We start from the raw sequence: 16346 nt of genomic DNA, 5'->3' as shown, positions 1-16346 counted from the left end.
GCTGTCAATCGGATGCCCGAGGCAGCGGGTCCGTCGAGCGGACGGGGGTCAGCGCACGCCGGCGGCCTCGTGGACGAGCGCCTGGGCGTCCGCGACGACCGCGCGCTCCTCGGCCTGCGCCGCCGCGACGGCCTCCGCACGGGCCGCGACGATCGCGCGGTGCAGGTCGGCGTGCACGCGGCGCCGCACGCCGCGCGCGATCTCGTCGGCCTCGTCCGGCTCCACCGGGTCGCCGTCCGCCTCGCGCAGCGCGACGACGTCGGCCACCTCGAGCGCGACGCGCCGCTCGGCGTCGGCCAGCAGGGCGACGACCGCGGTGTCCGCCGCCCGGCCGAGGCGCGTCTCCTCGAACGCCCGCGTGGCCTCGTCGACGATCGCGCGGGCCTGGGTCACGAGCTCGGACGCGATCGACGGCGAGTGCGCCGCGAGCGTCGCGAGGTCGTACAGGAGCACGCCCTCGACGTCGGCCACGCGCGGGTCGACGTCGCGGTGCAGCGCGAGGTCGAGCACGACCGTGGGGCGCGCGACGGGCTCCTCGCCCGCCCGCACCGCGGCCCGCTCGCGCGCGCGCACCACCGCGGCGGCGTCGAGCACGTGCTCGATCGCCTGCTCGCGCCGCTCCGCGCCCGGGCGCGCGGCGTCCGCCGCGAGCGCCCGCCCGCGCGCGCCGCTGCACGACACCACGAGGTCCGCGTCCTCGAGCGCCGCGACGAGGTCAGCCACGGCCTCCACGCCGCGCGCGGCGGCGAACTCCTCGGCGCGGCCGGACTGCGAGTAGACCCGCACGTCGTCGCACCCGAGCGCCCGCAGCGCGGCGAGGCTCGCGCCCGCGTACGACCCGGTGCCGATGAGGACGGCGCGGACCTGCGGCCACGGCGGCAGCTCGGCGGCGGCGAGGTCGAGCCCGAGCGCGACGACGGAGCGACCGGCCCCGCCGAGCGTCGTCTGCGTGCTGACCTTCTTGGAGGTGCGCGACGCCGTCTGGAAGAGGAGCTCGAGCGTCGAGGACGTGACACCGTCGGCGTGCGCGGTCTCCAGCGCCCGCTTCACCTGGCCGGCGATCTCGCGCTCCCCCACGACCATCGAGTCCAGGCCCGACGCGACGGCGAACAGGTGCTCGGCGACCTCGGTCCCGGCGCGCGTGCGGAACGACGCGAGCGCCTCGGCCACCTCCACGCCCGACGCCTCGGCGACCATGCGCGCGACGTGCTCGGTCGCGTGCTGCACGCCGGTGCCGTCGAGGGGGGCGTCCACGTCGAGGTACAGCTCGAACCGGTTGCACGTCGCGAGGACGACCGCACCGGTGATCACGTCGCACGCCGCGACCGCGGAGCCGCCGATCGAGTGGGCCCCGGTGGAGAGTCGTTCCAGGGCGTCGAGGTCCAGCTCGTGGTGGCTGGCCGTGAGGGAGAGAAGAGCCACAGTGCCTCCGATTTAATCATTCCCCCGGGAGAGAGGCAGAATCGGTAGCTGTGATTCCTGTCGCCCTTTCCCCGGGCCATCCCCTGACCGACGGCCGCACGGACCGTTCCCCGCTCGTGCAGGCCCTGCGCGCGGGCACGACCGGAAAGCGCCCGGAAATCACACCCGTGTGGTTCATGCGCCAGGCCGGCCGCTCGCTGCCGGAGTACCGCGCCGCGCGCGAGGGCGTGAGCATGCTCGACTCCTGCCTGCGCCCCGACCTCGCGTCCGAGATCACGCTCCAGCCGGTGCGCCGGCACCGCGTGGACGCGGGCATCTTCTTCTCGGACATCGTGGTCCCGCTGCGGCTCGCGGGCGTCGAGGTGGAGATCGCGCCGGGGGTCGGCCCCGTCATGGGCCAGGCGTACCGCACGCCCGACGACGTCGCCCGGCTCGTGGAGAGCGAGCTCACCGAGGACGCGCTCGCCCCGATCCGCGAGGCCGTCGCGCTGACCGTCGACGCGCTGGGCACGACGCCCCTCATCGGGTTCGCCGGGGCGCCGTTCACCCTCGCCGCCTACCTCGTGGAGGGCCGGCCGTCGCGCGACCACCTCGCGGCGCGCGCCCTGCTGCGCGGCGACCCGGAGACGTGGCAGCGCCTCGTCGACTGGGCGGCCGACCTCACCGGCACGTTCCTGCGGACGCAGGTCGAGGCGGGCGCGAGCGCGGCGCAGCTCTTCGACTCGTGGGCCGGCTCGCTCTCGCTCGCGGACTACGCGGCCGGCGCCGCCCCCGCGAGCACGCGCGCGCTCACCCACGTCGCGGACCTCGGCGTGCCCGTCGTCCACTTCGGCACGGGCACGGGCCACCTGCTCCCCGCGATGCGCGACGCCGTGACCGCAGCCGGGGTGCAGGACGTCGCCGTGGGCGTCGACTACCGCACGCCGCTCGACGACGCCGCCCGGCTCCTCGGCGAGGGCCACGCCCCCGTGCCGGTGCAGGGCAACATCGACCCCGCGCTGCTCGCCGCGCCGTGGGACGTGCTCGAGGCGCACGTCCGGGACGTCGTGCGCCGCGGGCGCACGGCCCCGGGGCACGTGGTCAACCTCGGCCACGGCGTCCCGCCGGACACCGACCCCGACGTGCTGACGCGCGTCGTCGCGCTCGTCCACGCGCTCGCGGACGACGCTCCCGGCAGCGCCGCCGACACCGCCACCGAGGAGGCGACCCGACGGTGAGCACCGAGCCGACGACGCCCCGTCCGTCCGGACCCGCCGCACCGGAGGGGGTCGAGACCGCGGACGCGATCGTCGTCGGCGCGGGCGTCGCCGGGCTCACCGCCGCGCGGACGCTGCGCGCGCAGGGGCTGCGCGTCGTCGTGCTGGATGCCGCCGAGGTGCCCGGCGGGCCCGTCCGCGGCGGGGACCTCCCCGGCCTCGACGGCGTGCGCGTCGACCTCGGGGCCGAGTCGTTCGCAGCCCGGGGCACCGCCGTCGGCGACCTCGTGCGCGAGCTGGGGCTCGACGTCGTCGAGCCGTCGGGCGCGGGCGCGTGGGGCTACGCCGCCGGGCACGCGTACCCCCTGCCGCGCGCGGGCGTCCTCGGCATCCCCGCGGACCCGTGGTCGCGCGACGTGCGCCGCGCCGTCGGCCTCGGCGGGTCGCTGCGCGCGAGCCTCGACCGGGTGCTGCCCCGCCGGTTCACCGACCTGCGGACGCTCGAGACGTTCGCGCGGTCCCGCATGGGGGCGCGCGTGACCGAGCGGCTCGTCGCGCCGGTCGCCTCCGGCGTGCACTCCGCCCCCCTCGACCGGCTGGACGTCGCGGCGGTCGCGCCCGGGCTCCGCGAGGCGTTCGAGCGCGAGGGGTCGCTCGCGCGCGCCGTCGCGTCGATGCGCGCCCTCGCCCCGGCCGGGTCGGCCGTGCGCGGCATCGACGGCGGCATGCACCGGCTCGTCGAGGGGCTCGCCGCGGGTGCCGACCTCCGGCTGCGCCACGAGGTCACGGGGATCTCGCGCGCCGCGGCCCCGGACGGCGGCCCCGGGACCTGGCTCGTGCGCGCCGAGACCCCGAGCGGCTCGGTCGACCTCGCCGCGCCGCGCCTCGTCGTGACGACCCCGGCGCTCGTCGACGCGCTCGGCCCGCTCGTCGGGACGGCGGCCGACCTCCTGCCGGACCCGGAGCCCGGCGCGGACGTGCGGCTCGTGACGCTCCTGCTGCGCGCGCCCGAGCTCGACGACGCCCCGCGCGGGACCGGCCTGCTCGTCGCCCCGCCGCACCGCGACGCCGGGCGCGCGGCGCCGCCGTCGGACGTCGAGGCCAAGGCGCTCACGCACTCGACCGCCAAGTGGCCCTGGCTGCGCGACCGCGTCCGCGCCGCCGCCGGGCCGGGGCACCACGTGGTGCGCCTCAGCTACGGGCGCATCGGCGCGACGACGGAGCCGGACCTCGACCGCGTCGTCCTGGACGCGTCGCGCCTCTTCGGCGTCGACCTGCACGGGCGCGTCCTCGGCCACGTCGTCACGCGGTGGAACGGCGCGCTGCCCCCGCCCACGCCCGCGTTCCGGCGCGAGGTCGCGGCGTTCGTCGCGCGCGTGGACGCCGTGCCCGGGCTGGCCGTGACCGGCGGCTGGATCGCCGGGACGGGGCTCGCGTCGATCGTCGGCCACGCGCAGGAATGTGCCCGCGGCCTCGCGGCCGCGGGTTGAGGGAATCCTCACCGGATTGCGCGCCGGAATAGTCCCGAGAATTCCGCGCGAAATGACCTGACACATTGTCCGCAAGTTCCTGACCGGGCGTCAGGACCACGTCACTCCCCGCATCATTCCCGCGCCGTGACGTGCACATTTTCGTGGAATGCCGAAGTGGGGAGAGACTGGTTCCGTGAGTCCTGCAGGTACGACGCCCCTCCGCGTGGGCACGCGCGGCAGCGCCCTCGCGACGACCCAGACCGGCCACGTCGCCCGCCGCCTCGAAGAGCTGACCGGCCGCGACGTCGAGATCGTGCGCATCCGCACCGACGGCGACGTGCTCACCGGCTCGCTCGCCCAGATGGGCGGCACGGGCGTCTTCGTGACCGCGCTCCGCGAGGCGCTGCTCGACGGCCGGTGCGACGTCGCGGTGCACTCCCTCAAGGACCTCCCGACCGAGCCCGCACCGGGGCTCACCGTCATCACGCCCGAGCGCGAGAACCCGCGCGACGTCCTGTGCGCGCGCGGCGGCCTGACCATCACGACGCTCCGGCGCGGCGCGCGCGTCGGCACCGGGTCGCCGCGGCGCGCCGCGCAGCTCCGGTCCGTCCGGCCCGACCTCGACGTCGTCGACATCCGCGGCAACGTCGACACGCGCCTCGCTCGGGCGCTCGGTGAGGAGGCGGACCTCGACGCCGTCGTGCTCGCGTACGCAGGGCTCGCCCGCCTCGGCCGGCTCGAGGCCGTGTCCGAGGTGATCGACACCGCGATCATGGCGCCCGCCGCCGGGCAGGGCGCGCTCGCCGTCGAGGTGCGCACGTCGTCGCTCGACGACCCGGTCCTCGCCCGCGCCCTGCACGACCTCGACCACGAGCCCACGCGCCTCGCCGTGCTCGCCGAGCGCGCGCTCCTCGGCCGGCTCGAGGCCGGGTGCGCGGCCCCCGTCGGCGCGCACGCCGTCGTGGAGGACGGCGACGTGGCGCTGACGGCCGTCGTCGCGCGGGTCGACGGCGCCGAGCAGCTCACGCACTCCGCGCGCGCCGCGCTCCCCCCGAGCGCCGGATCGCTCGCCGCGGCCGCGACCGCCCGGGACGACGTCGCGCGCGGGCTGGGTGCCCGCGTCGCCGACGCGCTCCTCGCCGACGGCGCCGCGCGCCTCGCGCCGCTGCGCGAGACCGGGGCGGGCACCCCTGTCCTCGACGCCCCGGCCGCGGAGGCCCCGGCGACCGACCGCGCCGTGGAGGCTGCCCGCGAGCAGCTCCGCGACGGCGGCTACCGCGGCGCGGCGGAATGAGCCCCGGACCGCTGCGCGACCCGTCGCGGGGGCCCGCGCCCGTGGTGCCCCCGCTCCCGGCGCGTGGCACGGCGGGCGCGGTGGACCCTGGTGCCCCGGTGGACGCTGGGTACCCCGTGGACGCCGTGGGGCCGGTGGACGACCTGGACGCGGCCCGCCGGGCCGACGCGCTCGCCGGTCGGACCGTCCTGGTCCCGCGTGCGCCCGAGCGCGCCGCGGGCCTCGCGGCGACGCTCCGCGACGCGGGCGCCCACGTCCTCGTCAGCCCGGCGATCGAGCGCGCGCCCGTCGAGGACACCGCGCCCGTCGACGGTGCCCTCGCCCGCCTGGTCCACGGCGACTTCGCGTGGGTCGTCGTGACGAGCGTCAACGCGATCGACGAGCTCCTCGCGAGCGCCGCCCGCCAGGGCGTCGACCTCGGCGACGCCGCGCGCCGGGCCCGCTGGGCCGCCGTCGGGCCCGCGACGCGCCGCGCCCTGGAGGCGGTCGGCGTCACCGTCGAGCTCGAGCCCGACGAGAACTCCGCCCGCGGCCTCGTCGCCGCGTTCGCCGCCCTCCCTCCGTCGGACCAGGCCTCTACCTCGGGGGACCAGGGCTCTACCTCGCGAGGTAGAGGTGTGGTCCTGCTGCCGCAGGGGGACCTCGCCGCGCCGACGATGCACGACGGCCTGCACGACCTCGGGTACGTCCCGCACGTCGTCACCGTCTACCGCACCGTCACGCACACGCTCGCGCCGGACGTCGTCGCGGCGTGGCGCGCGGGCGCGGTGGACGCCGTCGTGCTCACCTCGGGGAGCGTCGCGCGCGAGGTCGCGCGGCAGCTCGGCCCGCGCGACGACGTCGTGGGCGTCGCGATCGGCGACCCGACCGCCCGGGCCGCGCGCGACGTCGGGCTGCGGCTCGATGCCGTCGCGGAGCGCCCGACCGACGCCGCGCTGGCCGCCGCGCTCGTCGGCGCGCTCGCCGCCACCCGCACCACCGCCGGCTCCGCCGCCCTGCCCGACGACCCGGCCGCTCCCCCGGCCGCCGGCACGACCGGCGTCGACCCGACTCCCGAAGGAGACCCCTCGTGACCCACCAGCTCCCCGTCGGGCACCACCGGCCGCGCCGCCTGCGCACGAGCCCGCGCGTGCGACGGCTCGTCAGCGAGACGCGCGTGCACGCGTCCGACCTCGTGCTCCCCCTGTTCGTCAAGGAGGGCCTCGACGCGCCGCGCCCCATCTCGTCGATGCCGGGCGTCGTGCAGCACACCGAGGCGACGCTCGCGGACGCCGTGCGCGACGCCGCGCGCGCCGGGGTCGGCGGCGTCATGCTCTTCGGCATCCCGGCCGAGCGCGACGCGACCGGCACCCAGGCGGACGCCGAGGACGGCATCCTGCAGCGCGGCATCCGGGTCGCGGTCGAGGCGGCGCGCGAGCACACGAACGGCGGGCCGGTCGTCATGGCGGACACGTGCCTCGACGAGTTCACCGACCACGGGCACTGCGGCGTGCTGGCCGAGGGCCGGGACGGGGGCGTCGTCGTCGACAACGACGCGACGCTCGACCGCTACGCCTCGATGGCCGTCGCGCAGGCGCGGGCGGGCGCGGACGTCGTCGCGCCGTCGGGCATGATGGACGGCCAGGTCGCCGTGATCCGCGAGGCGCTCGACGCCGCCGGGTTCGACGACGTCGGCATCCTCGCGTACTCCGCGAAGTACGCGAGCGCGTTCTACGGGCCGTTCCGGGAGGCCGTGGACTCGGCGCTCCAAGGCGACCGCCGCACCTACCAGATGGACGCGGGCAACGCCCGCGAGGGCCTGCGCGAGGCCAACCTCGACCTCGCCGAGGGTGCGGACATGGTCATGGTGAAGCCCGCCGGGTCGTACCTCGACGTGCTCGCGGCGGTCGCGGAGATGTCGGCGGTGCCCGTCGCGGCGTACCAGGTGTCGGGCGAGTACGCGATGATCGAGGCGGCCGCGGCGAACGGCTGGATCGACCGGCGCGCCGCCGTCACGGAGTCGGTGCTCGGCATCAAGCGCGCCGGCGCGGACGTGATCCTCACCTACTGGGCGACGGAGCTCGCGGGCTGGCTGGACGAGAACGACGGAAGGACGCGGGCATGACGGACACGGGCGGTTTCGGGACGGCGGAGGCCGTGCAGGCGCAGGACGCGGCGCTGTTCGGCGCGCCGGGCGCGGGCGGGGCGGACAACCACGCCGCGTTCGTGCGCGCGCAGGGCGTGCTCCCGGGCGGCGTCAGCTCGCCCGTGCGCGCCTACGGGTCCGTGGGCGGCGACCCGCGGTTCCTCGCCTCGGCGCGCGGCCCGTACGTGACCGACGTCGCGGGCCGCGAGTACGTCGACCTCGTGTGCTCGTGGGGCCCGGCCCTGCTCGGGCACGCGCACCCCGACGTCGTCGCCGCGGTCCAGGAGGCGGCGGCCCGCGGGCTGTCGTTCGGCGCGCCGACGCTCGGCGAGGTCGAGCTCGGGGAGGAGATCCGCCGCCGGGTGCCCGCCGCGGAGCGCGTGCGCCTCGTGTCCACGGGCACGGAGGCCACGATGACCGCGATCCGGCTCGCGCGCGGCGTGACCGGGCGCGACGTCGTCGTGAAGTTCGCCGGCTGCTACCACGGGCACGTGGACGCGCTGCTCGCCGAGGCGGGGTCCGGCGTCGCGACGCTCGCCCTGCCCGGCTCGGCCGGGGTCACCGAGGCGACGGCGGCCGAGACGCTCGTGCTCCCGTACAACGACCTCGCGGCCGTCGAGGCGGCGTTCGCGGAGCGCGGCTCCGAGATCGCGGCCGTCATCACCGAGGCGTCGCCCGCGAACATGGGCGTCGTCCCGCCCGCGGAGGGCTTCAACGAGGGCCTGCGCCGCATCACGGCGGCGCACGGCGCGCTGCTGATCCTCGACGAGGTGCTCACGGGCTTCCGCGTCGGGCCGAGCGGCTGGTGGGGTCTCGAGAACGCGGTGCTGCGCGGCCAGGGCGCGGACGGCTACACGCCCGACCTGTTCACCTTCGGCAAGGTCGTGGGCGGCGGGATGCCCGTCGCCGCGGTCGGCGGACCGGCGAGCGTCATGGACCAGCTCGCGCCCCTCGGACCCGTCTACCAGGCGGGCACGCTCTCGGGGAACCCCGTCGCGGTCGCCGCGGGCCTGGCGACGCTGCGGCTGGCCGACGAGACGGTGTACGCGCGCGTGGACGAGGTCGCGGGCGTGCTGTCGGCGGCGGTGAGCTCCGCGCTCGACGCCGCGGGCGTGCCGCACCGCGTGCAGCGCGCGGGCTCGCTCTTCTCCGTGATGTTCGGCGAGCTCGCCGCGACCGCGGGCGTGCGCGACTACGCGCAGGCCCAGGCGCAGGAGTCGTTCCGGTACCGCGCGTTCTTCCACGCGATGCTCGACGCCGGGGTCAGCCTGCCGCCGTCGGTGTTCGAGGCGTGGTTCGTCTCGGCCGCCCACGACGACACCGCCGTCGCACGCATCCTCGACGCGTTCCCCGCCGCCGCCCGCGCGGCCGCCGAGGCCCGCCCCGCCTGACGGCGCCCGGCCGGAGCGTCCCACCGCCGACCACGGGGTTGCCGTCGTTCTGACGCTCAGAACGACAGCAACCCCGTGGTCGGCGGGGCGGTGGCGACGTCTGAGACCGCCTGTCGCCGCGTCAGAGGCGGGGATCGGCGCGACGCACCGCGTCGACGCGCGACGTCGTGTCGATCCACCACCCCAGCCGCGGCTCGACGAGCTCCGCGAGCGAGATGATCCCCTGGTACTCGCGAGGGATGTCCAGGCCGAGCAGCGGCTCGTGGTGCGCGATCCGGTTGCGCAGGTCGCTCACGGCCGTGAGCTGCGCGTGGAGCGCGGTCCGCTGCGCCGTCGGAAATGCTCTCTTCAGCGCGGGCTGCCACAGCGTGCGGTTGTAGTTGTCGGCGAACAGGTACGGCCAGAAGCCGAACGTGATCTCCGCGATGACGTGACCGTGCGTGGGCACCCTGCCGTTCCGGGACGCGAACTCCCGCGCCCTGGCGATCCTCGCCCTCGTCCCCCCGTTGAGCGGCACGGTGGGCGGTGAGTCGAGCCAGTCCACCCCGGCTCCTGCACGCTGCGTCAGCGCGTCGTCGATCCGGTTGCGGACCGCGACCTCCAGGTAGTGGATCGCCTCGAACAGCGCCATCGAGATGTCCAGATTCCACCTGTACAGGTCGACCGCGGCCGGCACGTCGCCCCCCGACGCCTGCTCGTACGTGGACATCCGTGGTCGTGACAGCAGCCCGACCATCGTGCGTTGGACGGGCGGGTACATCGACATCCGTGGGCCCCCTGTTGAGCGACGTGCGTGCGAGTCGCTAGACTGTAGCCAACAGAGAGCCCCGGGAATCATGGCGACTCACTTCGGTGAGAGACCCCCCGGGGCCTTGTTGTCTCCCGGCACGGACAGTCGCTCGCGATACGGCCCTCCACCCCGCCTCCGCAGGACGAGAGTCTCTGCGATCGCGCCTGATCCGGTCGACGCGAGCGCGTCAGCAGGCCTGCCGACGGCGAGCCACCCGGCGCGCTCACCCGCGGGAAGCCGCCCGATCGCGACGACCGGCGCAGCGGTCGTGAGACACGCGGTCGCTCTTGCCGCCACGACGCCCGCTCGACCGGAGCGCGCCTGCCTCGTCGCGAGCCGGTCGGGTCAGTACGTGCCGGGTGTGGCCGCGCGTCCGGCCTGTCGGCCGAGCGAGCGGATCTGGATGCCGAACGCGATGAGCATGACGCCCCAGACGATCGCGAAGAGCGCGAGCAGCCACACGATGGACACCAGGCCGGCGTTGACGTTGAACAGCACGAGCAGACCGAAGACGATGCCGAGCAGGCCGGCGACGACGCCCCAGCCCCACCCGCTCCCGGGCACCTTGCGCAGGTCGAGGCTCGCGACCGTCTGGAACAGGCCGTAGACCACGGCCCAGAACCCGACGATCCAGGTGAGCACGATCGCGGTCTTGCCCGGCCACACGAGCAGCACGACGCCGACCGCGAGGCTCAGGACGCCCATCGTCACGAGCAACGCGGTGCCGCTGCCCGTGCCGCGGCGCCGGACGCCCTCGACGATCTCGACGATGCCGTCGACGACGGCGAAGATGCCGATCACCCAGATGACGACGGCCGCCGTCTTGTCCGGCCACGCGAGCGCGATGATGCCGAAGAGGATGGCGAGCACGCCGCGGATCACCGGCCAGTACCAGACCTGCTTCGCGGTGCGCGAGAAGGCGGTGAGGATCGGGTCCTGGATCGTCATGGTCACTCCCCTGCCGAGGTGACGGGCCGGCTCCCGACGGCCTGGGCCCGGGCGCCTCCCGCTTCGCCTCCATGGAACACCCGGCGGTGCCGCGTGTCGCGGCGAACCGCGCGTCTCGCCCGTCCGGGGTGACCCGGGCAGCGGGCCGGGTCGTGCCGCTCAGGCGCGCGCGGGGTGCGGGGCGAGGGCCGGCGAGGGCGCGCGGCGTCGTCGGCCTCTCCAGACGACGAGCGCCGCGAGCGCGAGCACGCCGGCGAACGCGAGGACTGGCCCGGCGAAGAACGGCCCGATCCGCTTCTCGGCGACCACGGCGTACGTCGGGGTGAAGGCGACGTCCGCGGCGGCGGGGGCGAAGGAGAAGTCGGAGACGATCTGCGTCGCCGGCGCGGTGAACACCTGCTCGTGGGCCGTGACGAAGCCGCCGCCGGCGAGCAGCGCGGCGAGCTCCTGCGACACGACGTGCGCCGGGTCGAGGCGCCCGGCGAAGCGCACGGTCGGCTCCTGCGCCTCGGCGGTCGCGTCGACGCGGTCGACGCGGTGGTCGGCCAGGACGTATGTGCGCGTGCTCTGGGTGTCCTCCGCGACGGCGGACATGCGCATGGGGTAGACGAGCGAGCCGCTCGGGAACGTGACCCGGAGCGGCTGGAGCGTGCCGTCGAACGCGGCCGCCTCCTCGGGCGCGAGCCGGGCCGCGACGAACGACCAGCCCTCGCCGACGTAGGGGGCGAGGGCCGTCCGGATCGTCTCGGGGAGCTGGAACCCGCGCTCGGTGAGCCAGGCGTCGAGCGCGCCCGCGTCGCTCGCGCCGAGCGTCGTGACGTCGAGCGACCCGAGCCGGACCTCGTCGAGCACCGTGACGCCCGCGCCCGCCGCAGCGTCGGCCCCGCTCCCGAACCCGAGCTCGGGCCACCACCGGGTGTCGGAGACGACGGCGCGCGGCCGGGTGAGCTCGTCGAGCTCGCGGAACACCTGCGGGTCGGCGAGCGCGACCTCCGCGGGTGCGGGTGTGGGCAGCAGGAGACCGACCTCGGGCGCGTTCGACAGCGTGGAGAGCTCGACGAGCATCGTCTCGGTGGTCCCGTCCCACTGGAGGACCGCGGTCTCGTGGGAGACCGCCGTGTCGTACGCGGGCCCGTCGACGAGGCCGCCGCACGCGCACGCGCCCGCCGGCGGCGCCGCGACCACGCCGGTTCCCGCGAGCGCGACCGACACCACCGTCACGCGCAACGCGCGTCGTGCTCCGGCTCCCGTGCCCATGCTTGGGAGGGTAGGTGCGCACCCGGGGCACCGCGCGGCGGGCGACGAATCGTGATCCCGTCGTGACGGCGTCGTGATCGGCCGTCAGCCGACGGCGGCGCTCACCCCGAGGTGCACGACGACGCCCAGCACGAGCGCCCAGGCGGCGACCGCCACGACTCCCCACGCGAAGACGCGGGCACGCGGAGCCCCGAACCCGACCATCGCCGCGGCGGTGACGTGGCTCGGCAGGAGCAGCGGCCCGAGGAGGCTGACGCCGGGCACGCCGTAGCGGTCGAACACCTGCCGCATCCGCTGGCGCTTGGGCGTGGTCTCGACGGTCCGTCCGCGCGTGATCCCGGTGCGTGCGGCGCCGATGACCCAGACGACCAGGGCGAGCGCGATCGCGTTGCCGACGATCGCGACCGGGATGGCGACGAACGGGTTGACGCCCGCGACGACCCCGAGGACCGCCGCGCCCTCGGCCTCGACGTAGGGGATCGCGCCGGCGAGCAGGACCCCGACCCAGCGCAGGAAGGGCGGCAGGCCCTGCGTGAGGTCCTGGAGCCCGGTGACGATGTCGGTCATGGTGCGCCTCTCGTTGGTGGTGCCTCCAGCCTCGCGGCGGCACGGCGTCTGCGGCAGTGCGGCCCGTCACCGGACGGGGTGGAGTCCTCACCCGACGGGCATGACACGTGTCATGCGCTCGGAGGGGATCGTCGAACCTCCCGACGGATACCTCACGGGGGTATGATGGGGCGTACCCTGACGGGGTATCACCGCCGCACCACCCGCGCGGCGGGCGCGCTACCGCGTCCTGGACGAGGAGGAGAGCATGAGCGACACGACCGAGGCGACGGCCGTCGAGCAGGAGCAGGCGGTCCACACCGGTCCGCACGGCTACGCGTCCGACAAGGAGGCGTACCTCAAGCGCATGCGCCGCATCGAGGGCCAGGTGCGCGGCATCGCCCGCATGATCGACGAGGACGTCTACTGCATCGACATCCTCACGCAGGTCTCCGCCGTCACCAAGGCGCTCCAGGCCGTGAGCATCGGCCTCGTCGAGGACCACCTGGGCCACTGCGTCGTGGACGCGGCCCGCCAGTCGGAGGCGGAGGGCGCGGCCAAGGTCAAGGAGGCCGCCGACGCCATCGCCCGCCTCGTCCGCAGCTGACCACCCCACCACCCGAGGAGCACCATGAGCACCGTCACGACCCTGGGCGTCACCGGCATGACCTGCGGCAACTGCGTCGCCCACGTCACGAAGGACCTCGAGGCCGTCGCCGGCGTCGAGAACGTGAGCGTCGAGCTCCGCGTCGGCAGCACGTCCGAGGTCACGGTCTTCTCCGACGACCCGCTCGACGAGGCCGCGCTGCGCGAGGCCGTCGACGAGGCCGGGTACGAGGTCGCGTCGGTCGAGGTCCAGCAGGACGCGCTCGCCGCCCAGTACGCCGAGCAGGCGGCCGACAAGCAGGAGGCGCACGACTGCGCGTGCGGCTGCGGCACCGAGCCCGCCGCCGACGCCGCCCCCGCGACGAAGACGTACGACCTCCAGGTCCCGCCCCGCGCCTGACCGTCCCCGGTCCGCACCTCCCCGGTGCCCGACGGCGGGACGCGCCTCGACCGCACGAGGCCGCGACCGTCGTCGGGCACCCCGGGTCCCGGTCGCCACCGCGACCCCCGACCCCCCGCGCGCACGAGCAGCGCCGCGCACGCCGCGACGGCCACCACGCCGGACCACCGCGGCGACCTCGCCCCGCACCCCGTCGAGGAGCCCCACCGATGACCGCACAGCCCGCGCCCACGCCGACCGCCGCACCCGGCGGAGCCGCGGAGGCCCGGCCCGTCGCCGAGGTCGACCTCGCGATCGGCGGCATGACGTGCGCGTCGTGCGTCGCGCGCGTCGAGAAGCGCCTCAACCGCGTCGAGGGCGTCACCGCGACGGTCAACCTCCCGCTGGAGACCGCGCACGTCGTCCTCGCGGCCGACGTCACCGACGCCGACCTCGTCGAGGCCGTCGAGAAGGCCGGCTACACGGCCCGCGTCACGACCCGCCGCGCAGCCGCCGCGGCCGACCGGGGCACTCCCCCGGCGGACCAGGGCGAGACGACCGCCGAGGAGGCGGCGCGGCCGGAGGCCCCGGAGCCGGGCCCGCGCACCCCCGCCGACCCCGCCACCGAGCCGGGCCCCGCCATCGGGCCCGACCGCGCCGCCGGGCCTGACCGCGCCACCGCCGCACCCGACGACGGCGCCGTCCCGACCGACCGCGGCGCCGTGCTGGCGCAGCGCCTGCGCGTCGCGGCGGTGCTCACCGTGCCGGTCGTCGCGCTGTCGATGGTCCCGGCGCTGCAGTTCACCGGCTGGCAGTGGGTCGTCGCGGCGCTCTCGCTGCCCGTCGTCACGTGGGCCGCGTGGCCGTTCCACGCGGCGGCGTTCCGCGCGGCCCGGCACGGCGCGTCGACGATGGACACGCTCGTGTCGCTCGGCGTGGTCGCCGCGACGCTCTGGTCGCTGTGGGCGCTGCTGCTGGGCGGCGCAGGCGCGCTCGGGATGCGCATGGAGCCGACGCTCGTCCCGTCGCGCGGCCACGCGGGCGCCGCGCCCGAGCTCTACTTCGAGGTCGCGGCCGTCGTCACGACGTTCCTGCTCGCGGGCCGGTACGCCGAGCACCGCTCGAAGCGGCGCGCGGGCGACGCGCTGCGGTCGCTGCTCGCGCTGGGCGCGAAGGACGCGGAGCGCGTGCTGCTCGCCCCCGACGGCACCCCGCGCACCGGGCCCGACGGCGCGCGCGTCACCGAGCGCGTGCCCGTCGCCGACCTCGCGGTGGGCGACGTGTTCCTCGTGCGGCCGGGCGACAAGGTCGCGACGGACGGCGTCGTGCTCGAGGGGTCGAGCGCCGTCGACACGTCGCTGCTCACGGGCGAGCCGGTGCCGGTCGACGTCGGACCCGGCGACGCCGTGACCGGCGCGACGGTGAACGCGGCGGGCGCGCTGCTGGTGCGGGCGACGCGCGTGGGCGAGGAGACGACGCTCGCGCAGATCGGCCGCCTCGTCACGCAGGCCCAGGCGGGCAAGGCGCCGGTGCAGCGGCTCGCGGACCGTATCTCCGCGGTGTTCGTGCCGGTCGTGCTCGTGCTCGCGGTGGGGACCCTGGCCGCGTGGCTCCTCGCGGGCGCCGGGACGCAGCTCGCGTTCACCGCCGCGGTCGCGGTCCTCATCATCGCGTGCCCGTGCGCGCTGGGGCTCGCGACGCCGACGGCCCTGCTCGTCGGCACGGGCCGGGGCGCGCAGCTCGGCGTCCTCATCAAGGGCCCGGAGATCCTCGAGTCGACGCGCCGCGTCGACACGGTGGTGCTCGACAAGACGGGCACGGTCACCCAGGGCGCGATGGCGCTCGAGGCGGTCGTCACGCCGTCGGGCCGCGCGCCGCTCGACCGGCTCGTGGCCGACGGCCCCGCGGCTGCGGACGCGCGCGACGCCCTGCGCCACGCGGGCGCGGTCGAGGCCCTGAGCGAGCACCCGATCGCCCGCGCGATCACCGCGGCCGCGCGCGACCTGCCCGCGGGCGCCCCGGCGTCGGACGACGGCCCCCGGGTCGGGGCCGACGGCGTCGCGGTGGGATCGCTGCAGGCGTTCGACTTCCGCAGCGCCCCGGGCGGCGGGGTCGAGGCCGTCGTCCGGACCGCGCACTCGGGCCTCTCGCGGGGCGCCGGGGCCGCGGGGCTCACCGCGCGCCGGGTGCTCGTCGGGCAGCCCGCGTGGCTCGCGCGCGAGGGCGTGACCCCGGAGCCGGCCCTCGACGACGCGTTCGCGGCGGCCGAGGCGTCGGGGGCGAGCGCCGTCGTCGTCGCGTGGGACGGCCGGGCGCGCGCGGTGCTCGTGCTGCGCGACCCGGTGAAGGCCACGTCGGCCGAGGCCGTGCGCGAGCTTCGGGAGCTCGGCCTGCGGCCGTACCTGCTCACGGGCGACGGCGAGGGCGCGGCCCTCGAGGCGGCGCGCGCCGTCGGCATCGCGGAGACGGACGTCGTCGCGCGCGTCCTCCCCGACGAGAAGGTCGGCGTCGTGGCCCGGCTCCAGCGCGAGGGCCGCGTCGTCGCGATGGTCGGGGACGGCGTGAACGACGCCGCCGCGCTCGCGACGGCTGACCTCGGGCTCGCGATGGGGACCGGCACGGACGTCGCGATCGAGGCGAGCGACCTCACGCTCGTCCGCGGCGACCTGCGCAGCGCGGCGACCGCGATCCGGCTGTCGCGCCGCACGCTGCGCGTCATCCAGCAGAACCTCTTCTGGGCCTTCGCCTACAACGTGGCGGCGATCCCGCTCGCCGCGGCCGGCCTGCTCAACCCGATGATCGCGGGCGCGGCGATGGCCGCGAGCTCGGTGCTCGTCGTCGGCAACTCCCTCCGCCTCCGCCGCGCTGCCTGACACTCGTCGACGGGATCGCCCGGCGAGCACGGGATCCGCGACCGGAA

At 76.5% G+C, this 16346-nt stretch carries 14 protein-coding genes; 9 read left to right on the top strand and 5 right to left on the bottom strand.

From position 1 onward, the window contains the following. Window positions 1-48: 48 nt before the first annotated feature. A complete protein-coding gene (locus tag E1O70_RS06795) occupies window positions 49-1422 on the bottom strand; it encodes a glutamyl-tRNA reductase (RefSeq protein WP_061267055.1) in 1374 nt (457 codons plus the stop codon). Between the two features lie 50 nt (window positions 1423-1472). Here E1O70_RS06795 and hemE point away from each other — a divergent pair, with 50 nt between their 5' ends. From hemE to hemL, 6 genes are all read left to right on the top strand, one after another. Next, window positions 1473-2639: a uroporphyrinogen decarboxylase gene (hemE, locus tag E1O70_RS06790; RefSeq protein WP_082774293.1), complete on the top strand. Its 1167-nt coding sequence runs from the start codon at window positions 1473-1475 to the stop codon at window positions 2637-2639. Continuing rightward, window positions 2636-4108: a protoporphyrinogen/coproporphyrinogen oxidase gene (locus E1O70_RS06785; protein WP_082774294.1), complete on the top strand. Its 1473-nt coding sequence runs from the start codon at window positions 2636-2638 to the stop codon at window positions 4106-4108. The genes hemE and E1O70_RS06785 overlap by 4 nt, the downstream gene beginning before the upstream one ends. 148 nt (window positions 4109-4256) lie before the next feature. Then, window positions 4257-5384 carry a hydroxymethylbilane synthase gene (gene hemC / locus E1O70_RS06780; protein ID WP_082774295.1) on the top strand — a complete coding sequence of 376 codons (1128 nt, stop codon included), beginning with the start codon at window positions 4257-4259 and terminating at the stop codon, window positions 5382-5384. Between the two features lie 98 nt (window positions 5385-5482). Then, a complete protein-coding gene (locus E1O70_RS06775) occupies window positions 5483-6457 on the top strand; it encodes a uroporphyrinogen-III synthase (RefSeq protein WP_167496855.1) in 975 nt (324 codons plus the stop codon). Further along, a complete protein-coding gene (hemB, locus tag E1O70_RS06770; protein WP_061267057.1) occupies window positions 6454-7488 on the top strand; it encodes a porphobilinogen synthase in 1035 nt (344 codons plus the stop codon). Before E1O70_RS06775 ends, hemB begins: the two co-directional genes overlap by 4 nt. Beyond that, entirely contained in the window at window positions 7485-8900 is a 1416-nt protein-coding gene (hemL, locus tag E1O70_RS06765; protein WP_081600255.1) for a glutamate-1-semialdehyde 2,1-aminomutase, read from the top strand. Before hemB ends, hemL begins: the two co-directional genes overlap by 4 nt. Window positions 8901-9021: 121 nt before the next feature. Here the strand turns inward: hemL and E1O70_RS06760 are convergent, their stop codons facing one another. From E1O70_RS06760 to E1O70_RS06745, 4 genes are all read right to left on the bottom strand, one after another. Next, window positions 9022-9609 carry an Abi family protein gene (locus E1O70_RS06760; protein ID WP_061267058.1) on the bottom strand — a complete coding sequence of 196 codons (588 nt, stop codon included), beginning with the start codon at window positions 9607-9609 and terminating at the stop codon, window positions 9022-9024. 426 nt (window positions 9610-10035) lie between these two features. Beyond that, the gene (locus tag E1O70_RS06755) at window positions 10036-10638 is read right to left on the bottom strand and encodes an HdeD family acid-resistance protein (RefSeq protein ID WP_061267059.1); all 603 of its coding nucleotides are present in this window, start codon (window positions 10636-10638) and stop codon (window positions 10036-10038) included. A 159-nt stretch (window positions 10639-10797) separates the two neighbouring features. After that, entirely contained in the window at window positions 10798-11895 is a 1098-nt protein-coding gene (locus E1O70_RS06750) for a DUF2330 domain-containing protein (RefSeq protein WP_082774298.1), read from the bottom strand. Window positions 11896-11979: 84 nt separating this feature from the next. Continuing rightward, entirely contained in the window at window positions 11980-12462 is a 483-nt protein-coding gene (locus E1O70_RS06745; RefSeq protein WP_061267061.1) for a hypothetical protein, read from the bottom strand. 247 nt (window positions 12463-12709) lie between these two features. Between E1O70_RS06745 and E1O70_RS06740 the strand changes: the two genes are divergently transcribed. From E1O70_RS06740 to E1O70_RS06730, 3 genes are all read left to right on the top strand, one after another. Next, window positions 12710-13048, top strand: a complete 339-nt coding sequence (locus tag E1O70_RS06740; protein WP_061267062.1) for a metal-sensitive transcriptional regulator — start codon at window positions 12710-12712, stop codon at window positions 13046-13048. 24 nt (window positions 13049-13072) lie between these two features. Then, window positions 13073-13447, top strand: coding sequence for a heavy-metal-associated domain-containing protein (locus E1O70_RS06735; protein ID WP_021483343.1), 375 nt, complete (start codon window positions 13073-13075; stop codon window positions 13445-13447). A 209-nt stretch (window positions 13448-13656) separates the two neighbouring features. Beyond that, on the top strand, window positions 13657-16299 hold the full coding sequence (locus E1O70_RS06730; RefSeq protein ID WP_061267064.1) for a heavy metal translocating P-type ATPase: 2643 nt from the start codon (window positions 13657-13659) through the stop codon (window positions 16297-16299). Window positions 16300-16346: the final 47 nt, after the last annotated feature.

Origin of the sequence: Cellulosimicrobium funkei, from assembly GCF_004519295.1 — a bacterium.
Lineage (GTDB): Bacteria > Actinomycetota > Actinomycetes > Actinomycetales > Cellulomonadaceae > Cellulosimicrobium > Cellulosimicrobium funkei.
The sequence above is the reverse complement of the archived record's forward strand: the minus strand, read 5'-3'. Positions and strand labels throughout refer to the sequence as shown.

Excerpts from the sequence above, each read along its gene's own strand:
- E1O70_RS06755 (WP_061267059.1), bottom strand. The coding sequence starts at position 10,638 with ATGACGATCCAGGACCCGATCCTCACCGCCTTCTCGCGCACCGCGAAG.
- E1O70_RS06760 (WP_061267058.1), bottom strand. The coding sequence starts at position 9,609 with ATGTCCACGTACGAGCAGGCGTCGGGGGGCGACGTGCCGGCCGCGGTC.
- E1O70_RS06745 (WP_061267061.1), bottom strand. The coding sequence starts at position 12,462 with ATGACCGACATCGTCACCGGGCTCCAGGACCTCACGCAGGGCCTGCCG.
- E1O70_RS06735 (WP_021483343.1), top strand. The coding sequence starts at position 13,073 with ATGAGCACCGTCACGACCCTGGGCGTCACCGGCATGACCTGCGGCAAC.
- hemC (WP_082774295.1), top strand. The coding sequence starts at position 4,257 with ATGCCGAAGTGGGGAGAGACTGGTTCCGTGAGTCCTGCAGGTACGACG.
- E1O70_RS06730 (WP_061267064.1), top strand. The coding sequence starts at position 13,657 with ATGACCGCACAGCCCGCGCCCACGCCGACCGCCGCACCCGGCGGAGCC.
- E1O70_RS06750 (WP_082774298.1), bottom strand. The coding sequence starts at position 11,895 with ATGGGCACGGGAGCCGGAGCACGACGCGCGTTGCGCGTGACGGTGGTG.
- E1O70_RS06740 (WP_061267062.1), top strand. The coding sequence starts at position 12,710 with ATGAGCGACACGACCGAGGCGACGGCCGTCGAGCAGGAGCAGGCGGTC.
- hemL (WP_081600255.1), top strand. The coding sequence starts at position 7,485 with ATGACGGACACGGGCGGTTTCGGGACGGCGGAGGCCGTGCAGGCGCAG.